5 protein-coding genes are annotated in these 19,132 nt (G+C 69.0%); all 5 read right to left on the bottom strand.

Going from position 1 to position 19,132, the window contains the following annotated elements:
• Nucleotides 1-43: 43 nt before the first annotated feature.
• From G6N49_RS08505 to G6N49_RS08485, 5 genes are read right to left on the bottom strand one after another with little or no spacing between them, the layout of a single operon-like run.
• The gene (locus G6N49_RS08505; protein ID WP_011855821.1) at nt 44-4,462 is read right to left on the bottom strand and encodes a type I polyketide synthase; all 4,419 of its coding nucleotides are present in this window, start codon (nt 4,460-4,462) and stop codon (nt 44-46) included.
• Nucleotides 4,459-9,021, bottom strand: coding sequence for a type I polyketide synthase (locus G6N49_RS08500; protein ID WP_083045433.1), 4,563 nt, complete (start codon nt 9,019-9,021; stop codon nt 4,459-4,461). The genes G6N49_RS08505 and G6N49_RS08500 overlap by 4 nt, the downstream gene beginning before the upstream one ends.
• A gap of 5 nt (nt 9,022-9,026) precedes the next feature.
• Nucleotides 9,027-12,599 carry a type I polyketide synthase gene (locus G6N49_RS08495; RefSeq protein WP_011855822.1) on the bottom strand — a complete coding sequence of 1,191 codons (3,573 nt, stop codon included), beginning with the start codon at nt 12,597-12,599 and terminating at the stop codon, nt 9,027-9,029.
• 5 nt (nt 12,600-12,604) lie between these two features.
• The gene (locus tag G6N49_RS08490; protein ID WP_011855823.1) at nt 12,605-17,347 is read right to left on the bottom strand and encodes an SDR family NAD(P)-dependent oxidoreductase; all 4,743 of its coding nucleotides are present in this window, start codon (nt 17,345-17,347) and stop codon (nt 12,605-12,607) included.
• Nucleotides 17,344-19,086 carry an AMP-binding protein gene (locus tag G6N49_RS08485; protein WP_011855824.1) on the bottom strand — a complete coding sequence of 581 codons (1,743 nt, stop codon included), beginning with the start codon at nt 19,084-19,086 and terminating at the stop codon, nt 17,344-17,346. Before G6N49_RS08485 ends, G6N49_RS08490 begins: the two co-directional genes overlap by 4 nt.
• Nucleotides 19,087-19,132: the final 46 nt, after the last annotated feature.

The raw sequence follows: 19,132 nt of genomic DNA, 5'->3' as shown, positions 1-19,132 counted from the left end.
GTCGATTGGTGCTTCGTCGGCTGATGGGTTCGGTAGACCTGACTCATTCCGCGGACAGGTCCACGAGTGCGAGTTCCTCGATGGCGTCCGCGAGTTCGGCGTTCGCACCGGCCGACGCGGACGACTCGGCGACGAGGTCGTTCAGGGCGGCGGGGAACCGCGCGGCGAAGACCTCGACCGTCTCCTGTGGCACGCGCCGGGTGTCGTACCACCAGTCGAGGTGCAGTTCGCCGGAGGAACGGAACACGCGCAGTTCGATCGGGTGACCCAGCCCCGGGATCTTGTCGCGCAGCGACGATGCCACGTCGGCGTCCAGCTGGATCGGGCTGTCCCCCAGGTCGACCTCGGGCACGACGCCCTCGTTGCACAGCAGGATGTCCGGCGGCGGGACAGGGCTGAGCGTGCGCGCCGTCGGTCCGTACAGAAAACGCAGCAGACCGTAGCCGATCCCGTGGTGCGGCACGCCGTCCAACGTGTTGTGCACGGCGTTCAGCACCTCGACCGCGGGTGTTGCCTGGGTCCCGGCGCACGCCAGTGCCAGCGGATAGAGCGTGGCGAACGCGCCCACGGTCCGTCGAGGGTCCAATTCCGGTTTCAGCACCGGCCGCGCGTCACCGCAGACGCCGACTGCCAGCACCCCGTCACCGAGCGTGTCTCCCACCGTCCTGCTGAGTGCGGCCAGCAGCAGCTCGTCGAGCGTGTACTGGTACATCCGCCGCGCGCGGTCGACCTCCTCGGTCTGTCCGGCGGGCAACGTCGTCCCCATCCGGACGAGGTGTTCGCTGCGTGGCGGGTCGGTGACGTGGCGGTCCGCGATGTGCATCGTCGTCTTGGTGGCGGTCTCCACCCAGTACTCGCGCCCGGCCAGCACCGCAGGGTGGGTGGTCAGCTCGGCGCAGCGTTGCGACCAGGCCTGCCAGGACGTGGTGGCCGGCGGCAGGCTGACCTCCTGCCCGGCGAGTCGTTGACCGAACGCGGTGATGATGTCGGTCAGCAGGATCTCGCGTGAAGTGCTGTCGACCACCATCTCGTGCACCGAGAGCGCGAGGAAACGCGCCGTTCCGTCCGCGTCGAGGATGTAGGCCGCGCGCAGCGGCGACACCGACAGATCATCGGCCGACAGGTGGTCGGCGATGAGGTCGAGGACCGCTTCGCGTTCGCGGGCGGTGCCGTGCCCGGTGCCTGCGGGCAGCGTGAGGATCTCCGGGTCCACCGCCTCCACCGCAGGCGTGATGCGCTGTTCCCAGCTGCCGGCGCGCGCGTCGATCCGAACCCGCAGTGCGTCATGGTGATTCGTCACTGCGGTGAGTACGGCCCGGACGTCGTCCACGCCGACCTCGGGCCGGATCGCGAAGAGCAGCGGTACCCGCCAGCGTCCCGCGTCCTGGATGCCGTATTCGAGGAAGTGCGCGACGGCCGGCGGTACCGGCGGGTTGATGGCGTCCGCGGCGGGCATCTCCGCCAGGCCCCCCGTGGAGAAGCGCGCACCGAGGGCCCCGGCGAGCGCGGACACCGTCGGGTATTCGTACAGATCCTGTGGAGTCAGGTCCAGACCCTTGTTCGTGGCGTTCATCGCGACCCCGATCGCGATCAGTGAGTCGCCGCCGATCTCGAAGAAGTTCTCCGCCGGATCAATCGACGCGACGCCGAGGCATTCACACCAGATCTGCTGCAGCCGCTGCTCGATCGACTGGCCGCTCGTGGATGCCGCGACCGCGGCGGCCGGCTCCGACACAGGCCGGGATGCGTCGGTCGACGGGACTCCCTGCGACCATTCGAGATTCCGGTTGGGCTCGACCCAGTGCCGGTGGCGGGCGAATTGGTAGCCCGGCAGGGTGATCAGCCCGGGCTTGTCCTTCGACAGGCGCGACCAGTCGAGATCGACACCGGCAGCCCACATCTGACCGAGCGCCAGCAGGAACGTGTCGTGGTCGTCGCGGGTCTGCACCTGGTGGCGCATGAGCCGGACCGCCCGGTGATCCTCGGACCACCGGGGGTGGCGAACCGCGGCTCCGGTCAGCGTGCCGCCCGGCCCCACCTCGACCAGGACGCGATGGGGTGTCGCGAGGACGGTGCTGAGTTCGTCGGCGAAGCGCACGGTGGCGCGGATCTGTCGCGCCCAGAACTGCGGGTCGGTCGCCTCCGCATCGGTCATCCAGGTTCCGGTAACGTTGGACAGCAACGGGATTCGTGGGGCGTTCAGCTTCACACCGGACAGGAATTCGGCGAACTGCGGGACCACCGCGTCCATCAGGCGGGAGTGGAACGCATGCGAGGTCCTGACGCGGCGGGCCAGGATGCGCCGTCGGCGAAGTTCGTTCTGGAGCGTCTTGACGTCCTCCTGTGAGCCCGAGATGACGCAGCCACCCAGTTCGTTGATCGCGGCGACGTCGAGATCGGCGGTGAGCAGATCGCCGATGTCCTCGAGGCCGGCGCCCACCGCGACCATGGCGCCCGACGGTGACGCGTGCATGAGCCGGGCGCGCTGCGCGACCACCTTGACGGCGGTGGGCAGATCGAACACGCCGGCCAGGGCGGCCGCGGCGTACTCCCCGATCGAGTGCCCGGCGTAGGCGCCGGCGGTCACGCCATAGGACTCGATCAGCCGACCGAGCGCGTATTCGACGGTGAACAGGGAGGACTGCGCCAGATCCGTGCGCTCGAGCTCGGGTGTCGTCGGACCGAAAACCGATGCCTTCAGGTCGATGCCGAGTTCTGCGTCGAATCCCGCCGCGCACTCGTCGAACGCCGCCGCGAACACGGGTTCCCGGTCGTAGAGGCCGCGGGCCATGTCGGCGTGCTGCGCGCCCTGACCGGGGAACAGGAACACCACGCGGTCGGATTCGTCTCGGGCGTCGACGCCTTCGCCGACGAAGACGTCGTCGCTGTCCGGTGATCGGAGGACCGCGGCGGCGTCGGCCCGGTCGTGGACGACTGCCGCCATCCGCACCTGGTCGGTGCGGCGGCCGGCCAGCGTGAACGCCACATCGTCAAGATCGAGGGCGTCGTTGTCGGCGAGTTCATCGGCCAGTGCGGTACGCAGTGCGCTCAACGACTCCTCGGTGCGGGCGGACAGCCGCAGAACCTTGGGACCGTCGAGCGGGGCGGTCACCGGGCGGGTGGGCGCCTCCTCGACGACCAGGTGGACGTTGGTGCCGCCGACGCCGAACGAACTCACCCCGGCCCGACGGATCCCGTCCCACTCCCACGGGGTGTACTCACTCTGGATGACGAACGGCCCGCGATCGAGGTCGAGCGCCGGGTTGGGTTCGGTGTAGTGCAGCGTCGCCGGGATCGCCTTGTGCTGGAGGCTCAGGATGGTCTTGATCAGGCCCGCGATACCGGAGACCTCCGCGAGGTGACCGATGTTGGATTTGACCGAACCGACCGCGCACGGGCCGGGCCGCGGGGTGTCGGAGACCCCGAAAGCCCTTCGGAGCCCGTCGATCTCGATCGGGTCGCCCAGTGGCGTTCCCGTCCCGTGCGCCTCGACATAGCTGATCGTCGCGGGGTCGACGTCGGCGACCGCGTGCGCCTCGGCGATGACATCGGCCTGAGCCGCGCCGTTGGGGGCCGCGTAGGTCATCTTCATCGAACCGTCGTTGTTGATGGCCGATCCCCGGATGACGGCGTGGATGCGGTCACCGTCCTCGAGTGCGGTGGCCAGTGGTTTGAGCACCACCACCGCGACGCCACTGCCGAACACCGTGCCGTCGGCCCGCGAATCGAACGGCCGGCAATGCCCGACGCCGGACACCATGGATCCGGGTTCGTGGAAGTAGCCGACGTGATGCGGCACGCGCAGCGACACCCCGCCGGCGAGCACGATGTCGGATTCCCCGTTGAGCAGGCTCTGGCAGGCCGTGTGGATGGCGACCATGCTCGACGAGCACGCCGTCTGCACCGTGACGCTCGGTCCGCGCAGGTTGAACTGATGGGAGACGCGCGTGGCGAGATAGTCCTTGTCGTTGAGCAGCGACATGTTCACCAGGTCGAAGGTCGCGCCCTGACCGAGGATGGTGTTCGGGTCGTGGTGCGTCAGCAGGTTGTGCAGCAGGTAGATGCTCGACCCACTGGTGGCGTAGACACCGATCGAGCCGTCGAATCCGGCCGGGTCGCATCCGGCGTCTTCCATGGCGTGCCAGGCGGTTTGGAGGAACAGCCGGTGCTGCGGGTCCATCATGCGCGCCATCTGCGGCGGGAACCCGAAGAAGTCGTTGTCGAATTCGTCGATGCCGTCGACGATGGGGGCCCGCCGGATGTAGAACGGGTTGGCCAGTGTCTGCTCGCTGATCCCGGCGGCCAGGAGTTCTTCCTCGGACAGGGTGACGATCGATTCCTCGCCACGGCGCAGGTTGTCCCAGAATGCCGACACCGAGTTCGCACCCGGGAGTCGTGCCGCCATCCCGATGACGGCGACCGCGTTGGGTGGCACGTCGCCCGGTGTCGCAGGAGCGTTCACAGCAATTGTCCTTTCTTCCGCCGCACTGCGGCACCACGACGTGCGGCGGCGCGCTGATTGGCTCTTTCACGCATGCCGTCGACGGCGGTCGTTCCCGGTTCGGCGATTCCCAACTGACTCAGCACGTCGGCGGTCACGTCGTCGAGCGACCCGCCCTGCAGGAGCAGGGACACGGGAGGTTCGACACCGAAGTCGTTGCGGGTCGCCTGCCGGATCCGCACGGCCATCAACGAATCCATCCCGAACTCGATCAACGGCACCGCCGGGTTGAGCGCCGAGGAGTCGGCATAACCGAGGACGGCGGCCAGGCGAGTGAGCGTCCTGTCGGCGATCACGCGCCGCGCGTCGGCCGCGTCCATCTCCCGGACGGATTCGACTCCCACCCAACCCTCGCCGGTGGCCCCGTCGTCGACGTCCGTGGTGGTGAGGTCGTCGAGGATGTGCATGGGCGCGCGGGTCCGGTAGGCGGCGCCCAGCCGGGTCCAGTCGGCGGCGACGACCGTCGACCGCACCGGGCTGTCGGGCCCGATCGTCGACCAGAGCGCCTGGATGGCGACCTCGTCGGGCATCGGTTCCAGCCCGGAGTTGATGGTGACCTGGCGGTATTCGTCGGACTCGTTGTCCGCCAGGGATTTCCAGAATCCCCAGTTGATCGCGGTGGCAGGAAGTCCGGCCGCCCGACGGGCGTAGGCGAACGTGTCCAGGAACGTGGTGGTGGCGGTGTAGTGCGCCAACCAGCGTGACCCGATCAACCCGGAGATGGAGGTGAAGAGGACGAATTGGCGCACCGGATGCGCCAGCGACAGCCGGTGCAATACCGCCGCCGCATCGAGTTTCGCGGTGAACATGGTGGTGACGTCGTCGTCGGTCATGTCGAGGAGCGTCACCGGTCCCCCACCGAATGCGGCGAGGTAGATACCGCCGAGTGGGGGCAGATCGGTGCCGAACCGCTGGAACAGCGGCGTCATCGAGGGTTCGTCGGAGGCGTCCGCCGCGACCGTGGTGAGGGTGACTCCCCGGTCCGCCAACGTCTGGGTGAGGTGCTGCAACCGCGTGCCCGGGTTACGGGATACCGCGACGATGGTGCGGGCACCCATATCGGCCAACTGCTGGACCAGATGCGGCCCGATGTTGCCGGTGGCACCGACGACGAGGTGCGCGGCGTCCGGATCGATCGACGCCTGTGAGCCGGCGGTGTTGCCGTGCCGGTGCAGCCGGGGAACCCGGCGAACCCCGGCCCGGTAGACGATCTGGTCCTCGTCTCCGGCCGCGGCTTCACCGACCAGATAGCGGGCCACGAGTTCGGCGGGGACGAGTTCGTCGACGTCGACGACCTTGCCCCACAGTTCGGGGTGTTCGAGTGCGAGTGTGCGGCCCAGCCCCCACAGCACTGCGTGCCCGGGATTCGCCCTGTCCCCCTCGTCGATGGGCTGTGCATTGCGGGTGAGGATCCACAGCTTCGCTGGCGTCGGTGCCTGCGCGAGGTGGTCTACGAGGGTTCTGGCCGCATCGAACAACCGACGGCCGGGCGCCGCGTCGAAGACCCCGGATGTGGTTGCCGGTGCGTACAGCACGTGGGTGGCACCGGCCAGGGCATCGGCGAGTGCGCCGTGGTCGTCGAGCGCCCCTTCGGCGAGGACGGTCGCGGAGTGGCCGGCGCCGGTCAGCGGGGCGGCGAGGTCGGCGCTGCCGATGACGAGCCAATGGTGCGCGGTGGTGTCGGCGGGTGTGGTCGGAGGTTCTGCGTGCCAGACCAGTTCGCAGCGCCACTCGGCGGGGATGACGTCACCGGCCGCCGGCGCGGTGCTGCGCCGCCCGCTGTGCTGCGTGGTGCGTTGAGGTCGCGCGGAATCGAACCAGTGGCGGGTGTGGTGCCACGGCGTGGTGGGCAGTTGGGGGTGAGGCTCCGGCGCGTGCGGGGTGGCCGGTGGCCGGATGGTGTGCGCGGAGTTGAGGTTGGTGCGGAAGGTGTGGGTGTCGTCGGTGTCGCGGGCCAGCGTGCCGATCGCGTGGTGGTGGTTCTCGCCGAGAGTCTCGGCAACGGCGTGCGCGAGGATCGGGTGTGGGCTGATCTCGACGAATGTGGTGTGCCCGGCGTCGGCTGCGGCCGACACCGCCTGGTGCAACCGCACCGGCCGCCGCACGTTGGCCACCCAGTAGTTCGCGTCGAGCAGCGGAGCCGAGATGCTGTCCGCCACGGTGGAGAAGAACGGGATATCGGGTGTCTGTGGCGTGAGATCGGCCAGCTCGTCATGCAATTCGCCGAGTATGGGATCCATCAGCGCGGTGTGGGAGGCGACCTCCATGTTCACCCGCCGCGCGAACTTCCCCGCGTCGGTGACCTCATCGATGACTGCGGCCACCGCCGCCGGCGGACCGGCCACCACCGTTTGGGTCGGTGACACGAAGCCCGCGATCTCCACCTGCGGGTGCGATCGGATGACCGCCTCTGCGGCAGGCGCATCAAGTTCCAGGAGGGCGACTGCGCCCTGGCCGGCCAGTCGGGACATCAGCCGGGACCGGATCGCGATCACCCGCAGCCCGTCGCGCACCGACAGCGCACCGGCCACCACCGCCGCGGTGACCTCACCCATCGAATGACCGATCACCGCATCCGGGGTCACCCCGTAGGAGCGCCACAACTCGGTCAGCGCCAACTGCAACCCCACGATCACCGGCTGCACCCGAGCATCCCCGGTGACCGCCTCACCATCGGCGAGCACCTGAGCCAGCGAGAACCCGACCTGCTCGACGAACACCGGCTCCAACTCGGCCACCGCCGCCGCGAACACCGGCTCATCGGCCAACAGCCGCCGACCCATCCCCGCCCACTGCGACCCCTGACCCGAGAACACGAACACCGTCCCCGACCCACACGGCCCGTCGTGCGGATTGACCACACCCGGTGCGGCCTGACCGGCGGCCAACGCCCGCAGACCCGCCACCGCCTGCCCCCGGTCCCGCGCGCACACCGTCGCGAACTTGGCGTGCCGCGCCCGATGGTGGTTGAGCGTGTGAGCCACCTCGGCCAATCCGACGGCGCTGCCCGGGCCGGTCATCCACTCGGCCAACGCTTCTGCCGTTGTGGAGATTCGTTTCTCGGTTTTGCCCGAGAGCACCAGCGTGCACACCGCGGGGTCCGGTGCGGGTTCGGCGGCCACCACGTCCGGCGCCTGCTCGAGGATGATGTGCGCGTTCGTGCCGCTGACGCCGAACGAGGACACACCCGCCCGTCGCGCCCGCGTCACCGCGGGCCACTCCATCCCGTCGGTGGCGATGGTGAACTGCGACGCACCCGGCCCCGCATGCGGAGTCAACTGGGTGAAGTTCAAGTGCTTGGGGATGTACCCGTACCGCACGCTGAGCACCGTCTTGATGAAACCCGTGATGCCCGCTCCGGATTCGAGGTGTCCGAGGTTGGTCTTGACCGACCCCAACACCAACGGTGCCGCGTCCCCGCGATCACCGAACACCGCACTGAGCGCGTCCAATTCGATCGGATCACCCAACGCCGTACCCGTGCCGTGCGCCTCGATGTAATCGATGTCGGCCGGACCCAACTGCGAGGCAGCCAGCGCCTGACGCATCAACGCCTGCTGCGCCGGGCCGTTGGGCACCGTCTGCCCACTGCTGGCCCCGTCCTGATTGACCGCCGAGCCTCGCACCAGTGCGAGCACCCGGTCACCGTCGGCCAGCGCGTCCCCGAGGCGCTTGAGCACGACCACACCGCAACCCTCGCTGCGCACATACCCGTCGGCACCGGCATCGAAGGTCTTGCACTGCCCGTCCGGCGCGAGCATCCCCCACCGGGACAGCGCGACGTTGGCTTCCGCCTTGAGCATGAGGTTGACGCCGGCGGCCAGCGCGGTGTCACTCTCGCGGCGGCGCAGGCTCTGACACGCCAGATGCACCGACACCAACGACGACGAACACGCCGTGTCCACCACCACCGCCGGACCCCGCACCCCCAGGAAATACGACAACCGCCCCGCCGCGAAATTCGCCGCATTCCCGAACGGCACGTAGGCGTCGTACTCCTCGCGGTCCAGGCCGTCGGAGAGCTTGAGCATGTAGTCGTAGCCCGTCATCCCGACGAACACCGACGTCTGTGATCCCCGGATGCGGTCCGGTGTGATTCCCGCGTGTTCGAGCGCTTCCCAGGCCACCTCGAGCAGCAGTCGCTGCTGTGGATCCATCGCGGCGGCTTCCCGCGGCGAGATCCCGAAGAACTCCGCATCGAATTCGTCTGGCTCCCAACCGGTCAGGAACCCACCCTCGCGTGTGCAGATCGTGCCGGGAACCGAGGTGTCGGCGCTGTAGTATTCGTCGGCATCCCACCGCTTCGGCGGCACCCGGACGATCCCGGAGCGACCGTCCTGCAGCAGCTGCCAGAACCCATCGGGGTCCGAGACCCCGCCGGGCAGCCGGCACCCCATCCCGACCACCGCGATCGGCTCGTACTGACCCCGTTCGGCGACCTCCAAACGGGCAGTGAGATCGTCGATCTTGCGCAGCGCCTCGGTGATGATCGCACGCCGGTCCGGCGTCGCAGCAGCCATGGAGCTCAACTCACCTTCTCGGGCAGGGGCACCGTCGCGAGGTCCCGGAGAGAATCCCCGTCGATCTCGCCCAACGCGACCAGATGATCGGCGAGGGATTCGACGGTCGGGTTGTCGAACAGGACGGGTGACGGGACCTCCACACCGAGCGTGGCCAGCAGCGCCCGCTGCAGGACCACGCTCATCATCGAATCCATGCCGAGTTCGAAGAAGTCGGCCTCGGGATCGAGTGACTCGGGTGAGGGCAGCCCCATGACCGCGGCGATCAGGACACTCACGTGCCGGTGCAACAGGTTTCGTCGGCGGTCGACGGGGTAGGTCCGCCACACGTCCAGGATGTCCCCGCCCGGCAGGGCTCCGTCGTCGTCCGTGTCCGCGGCCGCGGCCCCAGCCGATTCGACGACCACCAGGCCGCCCCATGACCGGGCATGGTCACGGGCGAGTGCGCCGGCGAGTCCGCTGATGGTCACCAGGGACGCGGACGCCTCGGCGATTCCGTCGGCGGGGTCCGCAGGCGGTACCGAGATGTGCAGTCGCGGCGGCGCGGCCATGGCCGCCAACACCGACGTCAGGCGCCGGATACCGCTGAACAGACGGTAGCCCGACTCGGCGTCGAACCCGTCTGCCGGCAGGTCGGGGACGAAGAGGACGTTTCGCGCGGCGGTGAGGGCGTCGAGCAGCCCTGCGCTGGAGGCGTCTTCGGCAAGTACCGAGGTGGACGTCGTGGTCGTCTTCTCATCGTCGAGCCAGGAGGGCCTCCCGTCGGCGATCACCAACCAGGTGCCGTCCGCGAGATCGGCGGCCGATCGCGCGGTCACCTCGGCGCGCTGAACCGCAGGCGTCCGGTCGATGCCCGCCGTCGGGTCCACCTTGATCCAGTGGTGGGCGTGATGCCAAGGGGTGGCGGGCAATAGCGGGTGGGGTTCGGGCGCGTGCGGGGTGGCCGGTGGGCGGATGGTGTGCGTGGTGTTCAGGTTCGTGTGGAAGGTGTGGGTGTCGTCGGTGTCGCGGGCCAGCGTGCCGACCACGTGGTGATGCCCTTCGACCAGGGTGTCGCCGACTGCCCGCGTCAACACCGGGTGTGGGCTGACCTCGACGAAGGTGGTGTGCCCGGCAGCGGCCGCGGCCGACACCGCCTGGTGCAAGCGCACCGGCCTGCGCACGTTGGCCACCCAGTAGTCCGCGTCCAGCACCGGTGCGGTGGTCGTGTCGTCGACCGTGGAGAAGAACGGGATCTCGGGTGTCTGTGGCGTGAGATCGGCCAGCTCGTCGCGCAATTCGCCGAGTATGGGGTCCATCAGCGCGGTATGGGAGGCGACCTCCATGTTCACCCGCCGCGCGATTGTGCCTCCGGCGAGCGCCGCTTCGACGGCCGCATCGACCGCCGCGGGTGGACCCGCGATCACCGTCTGCTCCGGCGCGAGGTAACCGGCGATGCCGACGTCGTCGAACCCGGCGATCAGAGCCGCGGCGGATTCGGCGTCCAGGGTCACCAGTGCCACTGCGCCCTGGCCGGCCAGCCGGGACATCAGCCGGGACCGGATCCCGATCACCCGCAGCCCGTCGCGCACCGACAGCGCACCGGCCACCACCGCCGCTGTGACCTCACCCATCGAATGACCGATCACCGCATCCGGGGTCACCCCGTAGGAGCGCCACAACTCGGTCAGCGCCAACTGCAACCCCACGATCACCGGCTGCACCCGAGCATCCCCGGTGACCGCCTCACCATCGGCGAGCACCTGAGCCAGCGAGAACCCGACCTGCTCGACGAACACCGGCTCCAACTCGGCCACCGCCGCCGCGAACACCGGCTCATCGGCCAACAGCCGCCGACCCATCCCAGCCCACTGCGACCCCTGACCCGAGACCACGAACACCGTCCCCGACCCACACGGCCCATCGTGCGGGTTCACCAGCCCGACGGCGTGGTGCCCCACCGACAACGCCCGCAGACCCGCCACCGCCTGGCCCCGGTCCCGCGCGCACACCGTCGCGAACTTGGCGTGCCGCGCCCGATGGTGGTTGAGCGTGTGAGCCACCTCGGCCAGCGCCACCCCGGCGCCGGCACCCGTCATCCACTCGGCCAACGCCCCTGCAGTGGAGGCGATCCGCTCTTCGGACTTCCCGGACACGACCAGCGTGCACACCGCCGGATCCGGCTCCCACCGGGCGGGTTCCGGCGCCGGCGCCTGTTCCACGATGATGTGCGCATTCGTGCCGCTGACGCCGAACGAGGACACACCCGCCCGTCGCGCCCGCGTCACCGCGGGCCACTCCATCCCGTCGGTGGCGATCGTGAACTGCGACGCACATGGTCCCGCATGCGGAGTCAGCCGGGTGAAGTTCAGGTGCTTGGGGATATACCCGTACCGCACGCTGAGCACCGTCTTGATGAAACCCGTGATGCCCGCGCCCGACTCGAGGTGCCCGAGGTTGGTCTTGACCGACCCCAACACCAACGGAGCGGCATCCCCGCGATCACCGAACACCGCACTGAGCGCATCCAATTCGATCGGATCACCCAACGCCGTACCCGTGCCGTGCGCCTCGATGTAATCGATGTCGGCCGGACCCAACTGCGACGCAGCCAGCGCCTGACGCATCAACGCCTGCTGCGCCGGGCCGTTGGGCACCGTCTGCCCACTGCTGGCCCCGTCCTGATTGACCGCCGAGCCCCGCACCACGGCAAGCACCCGGTCACCGTCGCGCAGCGCGTCACCGAGGCGCTTGAGCACGACCACACCGCAACCCTCGCTGCGCACATACCCGTCGGCACCGGCATCGAAGGTCTTGCACTGCCCGTCCGGCGCCAACATGCCCCACCGTGAGCAGGCGATGGTGTTCTCGGGGCTCAGCATGAGGTTGACGCCGGCGGCGAGTGCGGTGTCACTCTCGCGGCGGCGCAGGCTCTGACACGCCAGATGCACCGACACCAACGACGACGAACACGCCGTGTCCACCACCACCGCCGGACCCCGCACCCCCAGGAAATACGACAACCGCCCCGCCGCGAAATTCGCCGCATTCCCGAACGGCACGTACGGGTCGATGTCTTCGCGCCGCAGTTTCCCGGCGAAGAGAAGCGAGTAGTCGTTCGTGGTGAGCCCGACGAAGACCGAGGTCTGGGTGCCGCGCAAGTTCTGGGCGGGAATCCCCGCGTGCTCCAACGCTTCCCAGCTGACCTCCATCAACAACCGCTGCTGTGGATCCATCGCGGCGGCTTCCCGCGGCGAGATCCCGAAGAACTCCGCATCGAACTCATCGGGCTGCCACGACGTCAGGAATCCGCCCTCACGCGTGCAGATGGTTCCCGGCACACCGTTGTCGGTGCTGTAGAGCGCTTCGGCGTCCCACCGCTCCGGCGGCACCCGGACGATTCCGGAGCGACCGTCCTGCAGCAGCTGCCAGAACCCATCGGGGTCCGAGACCCCGCCGGGCAGCCGGCACCCCATCCCGACCACCGCGATCGGCTCGGTGTCCGCCTGCTCGGCCACCGCCAACCGGGCAGACAGGTCATCGATCTTGCGCAGCGCCTCGGTGATGATCGCACGGCGATCCGACGAACCAGCAACCATCAGAGTCAGCTCAACCTTTCCGAGAGTTGTTGGAGCAGTTCGTCGTCGCTGAACTCGTCGTAGTCGTCGACGTCGCTTTCGTCGGCGATCTCGAGCATCTCGGGCAATACCGTGGCGAGGTATTCGGTGAGTCCGTCGACGGTCGGGTAATCGAAGATCACCGACGCCGGCAGGCTCTCACCGAGGCTCTGGCCGAGCTCACGCTTGAGGGTGACGCTCATCAGCGAGTCCATCCCGCACTGGAAGAAGCCCGCGGACGGGTCCACCAGCTGGGCGCTGGACAACCCCATCGACGATGCGACGAGCGCACGGATGTGGGTGCTGAGCAGATACCCTCGCTCGTCGGCGGGGCATGCGCGCAGTTCACGGCGGAATTCGGTCTCCGGAACCGACGCCGGGGTGTCGGCGCGTTCGTCGTCGGTGCTCTCGACCGGCAGCAACTCGTCGACGATCCGCAGTGCGGCGCGCGTCCGGTAGGCCGCGGCCAGCCGCGGCCAGTCCGCGGCGACCACGGTCGAGCGGGCAGGTGTGCCGGGCGCGGTTATCGACCACAACGCCTGGATCGCCACCTCGTCGGGCATCGGTTCGAGGCCGGACTCCACGGTGATCTGCCGTTCGTGCTCACTGTAGTTGTCGGCCAACGACTTCCACAGACCCCAGTTGACGGCGGTGGCGGGCAGTCCTGCGGCGCGTCGCGCATAGGCGAAGGCGTCGAGGTACGTGGTGGTCGCGGTGTAATGGGCCAGCCATCGCGAGCCCAGAATCCCCGAGATCGACGAGAACAGCACGAATTGCTGGACGTCGGTGGTCAGCGACAGCCTGTGCAGTACCGCCACCGCGTCGAGCTTGGGCGCGAACATCGCGGTGATGTCGTCGTCGGTCATTTCGGCCAACATGACCGGCCCTCCCCCGAAGGCGGCCAGATAGATTCCGGCCAGCGGGGGCAGATCGGCGCCGAAGCGGTCGAACACCGCGCGCATCGACTCTTCGTCGGCGGCGTCGGCGGCCACGGTGACCAGGGTGACGCCCCGCGCGGCGAGGGTGTCGCCGAGTTCGCGCAGCCGGTCGCCGGGGTTCCGAGATACCGCGACGACGGTCTTGGCCCCCATATCGGCCAATTGCTGGATCAGGTGCGGGCCGATGTTGCCGGTCGCCCCGACGACCAGGTGGCTGCCGGCCGGATCGAGCCCGTCACCGGATGCCTGCGACAGCGGGGTTCGGCGTAACCGGGCCACCCGGCGCGTCCCGTCGCGATAGACGACCTGGTCCTCGCCGTCCTCGGCCGTCGCCTCGGCGAGCAGGTAGCGGGCGGCCAACCGGTCTGGGACCAACTCGTCGAGATCGATCACGGCGTCCCAGATCTCGGGGTGCTCGAGCGCGAGAGTGCGGCCCAGACCCCACAGCACCGCGTGTGCCGGGTTGGCGCGGTCGCCTTCGGTGACGGGTTGGGCGTTGCGGGTCAGCAGGATCAGGCGGCCCGGGTCGGTCATCCTCGCCATCGCGACCGCGATGCGACGGGCAACGTCGAAGAGCCGACGGCCCTGCGCGGCATCGAAAACCGCAGGCACCGCGGGCGCATAGACCACGTGGTCGGCGGCGGCCAGCGCATCCTCGAGCCGGGTGTCCGGCGTGTCTTCGTCGAGGACTGCCACCTCTGCGCCGGCTCCCAGATCTCGCCGGATCTGGGCTGCCAGAGCCGCGTTCCCGACGACCAGCCACGATCCGGCGACGCGCTCCCCGCCGGCGACTGGCCGGCTCGGCCACGTCAGCTCGCAGTTCCACTCCGCGGGCAGCACCCCCGCTGATGAATCCCCCTGCGGCGCAGCGTCAGTCGCGGTGCGACGCAGTGGAGTCAGGTCCATCCAGTACCGGTTGTGCTGCCACGGCGTGGCGGGCAGCACCGGGTGTGGTTCGGGCGGGTGCGGTGTGACCGGCGGATGCGTGGTGTGAGTGGTGTTCAGGTTGGTGTGGAAGGTGACGGTGTCGTCGGTATCCCGCGACAGCGTGCCCAGCGCGTGGTGGTGCAGGTCGCCGAGCGTCTCGGTTACCGCGGTGGTCAGCATCGGGTGCGCGCTGATCTCGACGAATGTGGTGTGGCTCTCGGCGGCGGTGGCCAACGCCTGGCTCAGCCGTACCGGCCGCCGCACGTTGGCCACCCAATAGTCCGCATCCAGCAGCGGGGTCGCGCTGTCCTCGACCGTCGAGATGAACGGAATCGCAGTCGTGTTCGGCGTGAGGTCGGCCAGTTCGGACCGCAGTTCGTCGAGGATCGGATCCATCAGGGCGGTATGGGAGGCGACTTCCATGTTCACCCGGCGGGCGAACCGGTTCTGGCTCTGCACCGCGGCGATCACCGCGTCGACCTCTGCGGGCGGACCGGCGACGACCGTCTGCCCCGGTGACACATACCCGGCCACCGCGACGTCCGGATGATCGGCGATCAGCGCCTCCGCGGCATCGGCGCCCAGCGTCAGCAGCGCGACCGCGCCCTGGCCGGCCAGCCGGGACATCAGCCGCGAGCGCACTGCGATGACCTTCAGACCTTCGGTGGGGCTCAGCGCACCGGCGACGACGGCCGCGGTGACCTCACCCATCGAGTGGCCGATCACCGCATCCGGGGTCACCCCGTAGGAGCGCCACAGCTCGGTCAGCGCCAACTGCAGCCCCATGATCACCGGCTGCACCCGAGCATCCCCGGTGACGGCCTCACCATCGGCGAGCACCTGAGCCAGCGAGAACCCGACCTGCTCGACGAACACCGGCTCCAACTCGGCCACCGCCGCCGCGAACGCCGGCTCATCGGCCAACAGCCGCCGACCCATCCCGGCCCACTGCGACCCCTGACCCGAGAACACGAACACCGTCCCCGAACCACACGGCCCCTCATGGGGTTTCACCACGCCATCGGCGGGCAGGCCTGCGGCCAGCGCCTGCAGAGCTGCCACGGCGTCGACGCCGTCCCGGGCACAGACCGTGGCGAAGGACTGGTGGTGGGCGCGGTGATGGTTGAGGGTGTGGGCCACATCGCCCAGCGCGACGCCCGCACCGGGACCGGACATCCACTCGGCCACTGCGGCGGCGGCGGCTTCGATCCGCTCGGGGGACTTGCCCGACACGATCAACGTGCTCACCGCAGCGGCGGGGTGCGGTTCGGCCGAGATCGCGTCTGGCGCCTGCTCGAGGATGACGTGGGCGTTGGTGCCGCCGAAACCGAACGACGACACCCCGGCGCGGCGTGCGCGCGACACGGATGGCCACTCTTGTTCGTGGTCAACGACTTTCAACCGCAGTTGGTCGAACGGGATATGGGGATTCGGCGACTCGTAGCCGGCGTTGCCGGGAATCCGGCCGCGCTGCAGCGCCATCACCGTCTTGATGAATCCGGCCACTCCGGCGGCGGCCTCGAGGTGCCCGAGGTTGGATTTGACCGCACCGACGAGCAGCGGCGAGGTCGCGGGCCGCCCGCGGCCCATCACCGAGCCGAGGGCCCTGGCCTCGATCGGGTCACCCAGGAAGGTGCCGGTTCCGTGCGCCTCCACGTAGTCCATGTCCTGCGGTTCGATGCCGGCGTTCGCACACGCAGACCGGAGCACCGCCATCTGCGCGGCCGGGTTCGGCGCCATCAGACCGTTGGACCGGCCGTCCTGGTTGATCGCCGATCCGCGCACCACGGCGAGCACCCGGTCACCGTCACGCAGTGCATCCGGGAGCCGCTTGAGCACCACCACGCCGCAGCCTTCGCCACGGACGAAACCGTCGGCGGCCGCGTCGAACGAATGGCACATTCCCGTGGGTGACAGGGCGCCGGCCTGATCGAAGCCGTGGAAGACGGCGGGTGAGAGCAGCAGGTTCACCCCCGCTGCGAGTGCGAGGTTCGAGTCGCCCGACCGCAGGCTCTGGCAGGCCAGGTGGACGGCGACCAGCGAGGACGAGCAGGCCGTGTCGACCGTGATCGACGGCCCACGGAGGTCGAGGAAGTAGGAGAGCCGGTTGGCGATGATGCTCAACGCCCCGCCGGTGTTACTCCATGCGTCGACCCGTGGCAGATCCGTCGATGCGAGGTAGCCGTACTCGCTGAAGCATGCGCCGGCGAAAACGCCTGTCTGCGAACGGCGCAGCGATGCGGCAGGGATCCCGGCGTGCTCCAGCGCCTCCCAGGCCACTTCCAGCAGCAGGCGCTGCTGCGGATCCATCTTGACGGCTTCACGCGACGAGATGTCGAAGAAGTCCGCGTCGAAGCCCGCGATGTCGTCGAGGAACGACCCCCAACGCGTGGTTCCCGCCAGTGCCGACGCCACCTCGGGGGAACCGTCGTCGAACGGTTGCCAGCGTTCGGGCGGCACCTCCCCCACCGCGCAGCGGCCGTCGGCGAGTAGATCCCACAGCGCATCTGGATCGGAGATCCCGCCGGGCATGCGGCAGCCCAACCCGATGACGGCGATCGGTTCGGTGCCCGAAACCCTCGGCCCCTCGACGACGGCCTGCGCCTCCACCTCGGTGACGGGTGCGCTGAGGAACTCGATCAGGCTGTTGATCGTCGGGTGCTGCCAGAAGTCGACGGGCGAGACCGGTCTGCCGAGCAGTTCCGCCAGTTCACCGGACAGGACGACGGCATCGCGCGAGCCGACCCCGAGGTCGGCCATCGACGCGTCGAAGTCGATGCTCTCGGGTGAGCACTCGACGTGCGTGGTCAGATAGGTGACCAACCAGTCGCGCAGCCTCGCGTCGTCGAGCGTGGCCGGTGTCATGCCGGCTGATCCAGACGCTCGAACTCCCCGCGCCCGTAGCGCTCCACACAGGTGGAACGCCGGATCTTGCCGCTCGTGGTGATCGGGATGGCGCCGGGCGCGACGAACACGACGTCGGCGGCCCGAACCCGGTGGGTGGTCGAAACAGCCGCGGTGATCCGGCGTTTGAGGGTGCGCAGCCGTTCGCGGTGCTCGTCGTCGGAGCCGCGCTTCTTGACCTCGACGATGGTGACGAGATGTTCGGTCTCCCCGCTGGGCACCGAGATCGCGGCCACCCGACCGCCGGAGAGTTCCTGGATCGTGGCCTCGATGTCGTCCGGGTAGTGGTTCGACCCGTCCACGATCAGGAGGTCCTTGATCCGGCCGATGATGAACAGTTCACCGTCGGAGATGACGCCGAGGTCGCCGGTGCGCAGCCACGGTCCCGATGCGGTCCCCGCCGACGGCTTGACCAGGCGTCCGGAGAACACCCGCTCGGTCTCCTTCGGGCGCTGCCAGTAACCCCGGGCGACGTTCGCCCCATGGACCCAGATCTCCCCGACCTGGCCGGCGGGGTTCTCGGTGCCGCTCTCCGGATCGACGATGCGCAGTGTGGTCGACCGGGCCGTCCCGTGACCGAGCAGATCCGTGCCACCGGCGGCTTCGCTCTCACAGCGCATCGCGTGCCCGCTCGACAGCTTCTCGTAGTCGAACCGGACGATGTTCGGTGCGTGGCCTCGGTCGGACGTCGCCACATAGACGGTGGCCTCGGCAAGCCCGTACGAGGGTTTGACCGACGCCGCATTCAGGCCGAAGCGGCTGAAGCGTTCGACGAAACGGTTGACCGTCGCCGCGTGGACCCGTTCACTTCCGCTGCAGATTCCGAGCACCGCGCCGAGATCGAGCCCGGCCATGTCCTCGTCGGTGGTCCGCCGGACCGCCAACTCGAACGCGAAATTCGGTGCCGCCGTGAATGATCCGGGATTGATCGCGATCTGCTGGATCCAGCGGGCGGGGCGCTGCAGGAATGCCATGGGGCTCATCAGGACCGCGGAACGTCCGCTCACCAACGGCGCGCACACACCCTTGATCAGACCCATGTCGTGGTAGAAGGGCAGCCACGATACGAAGGTCATGCCCGGAGGCGTCGCCCCCGAGTGACCGAAGTAGTCGGTGAACGCCTGGTCGACGTTGACCACCACGTTGTCGTGGGTGACGACCACACCGGCCGGCACCCGCGTCGACCCCGAGGTGTACTGCAAGTACGCGATCTTGGACTTCTGGGCCGGGGGCGCAGCAGACTGTGCGGGGGCGTCGAGATCCAGCGAGTCGACCTCGACCACCGTTGCCGCTCGGCTGCCTCCGCCCAGTGCATACCGGCCGACTTCACCCGCGACGCTCGATGTCGTCAGGATGACCGACGGTGCGCAGTCCCGCAGCACGCTCGAGATCCGCTCGTCGTGCACGCCGTACGCCGGGACCGAGAGTGGAGCGGCGATGAGTCCCGCCTGCAGCGCGCCGAAGAAGGCGACGATGTAGTCCAGGCCCTGGGGAGCGAGGATCGCGGCGCGGTCACCGGCGCCGGCGAACAGCATCAGCTCCTCGGCCAGCACCTGTGCCCGGTTGTGCAGCTGAGCCCAGGTGAGGGTCTCGGCGTACCCGTTCGGGTCGACGTCGTAGTCGATGAACGTGTACGCGGGCTCGTCGGGCTGGTGCAGCGCCCGCTCCTGCAGCAGGGCTGTCAGAGACGATTCAGTCATGGTCCTACTCGTTTCTTCAGTGGCCGTCCGTTGAGAAGTCCGTATG

It is taken from the genome of Mycolicibacterium monacense (assembly GCF_010731575.1).
Classification (GTDB): domain Bacteria; phylum Actinomycetota; class Actinomycetes; order Mycobacteriales; family Mycobacteriaceae; genus Mycobacterium; species Mycobacterium monacense.
The sequence above is the reverse complement of the archived record's forward strand: the minus strand, read 5'-3'. Positions and strand labels throughout refer to the sequence as shown.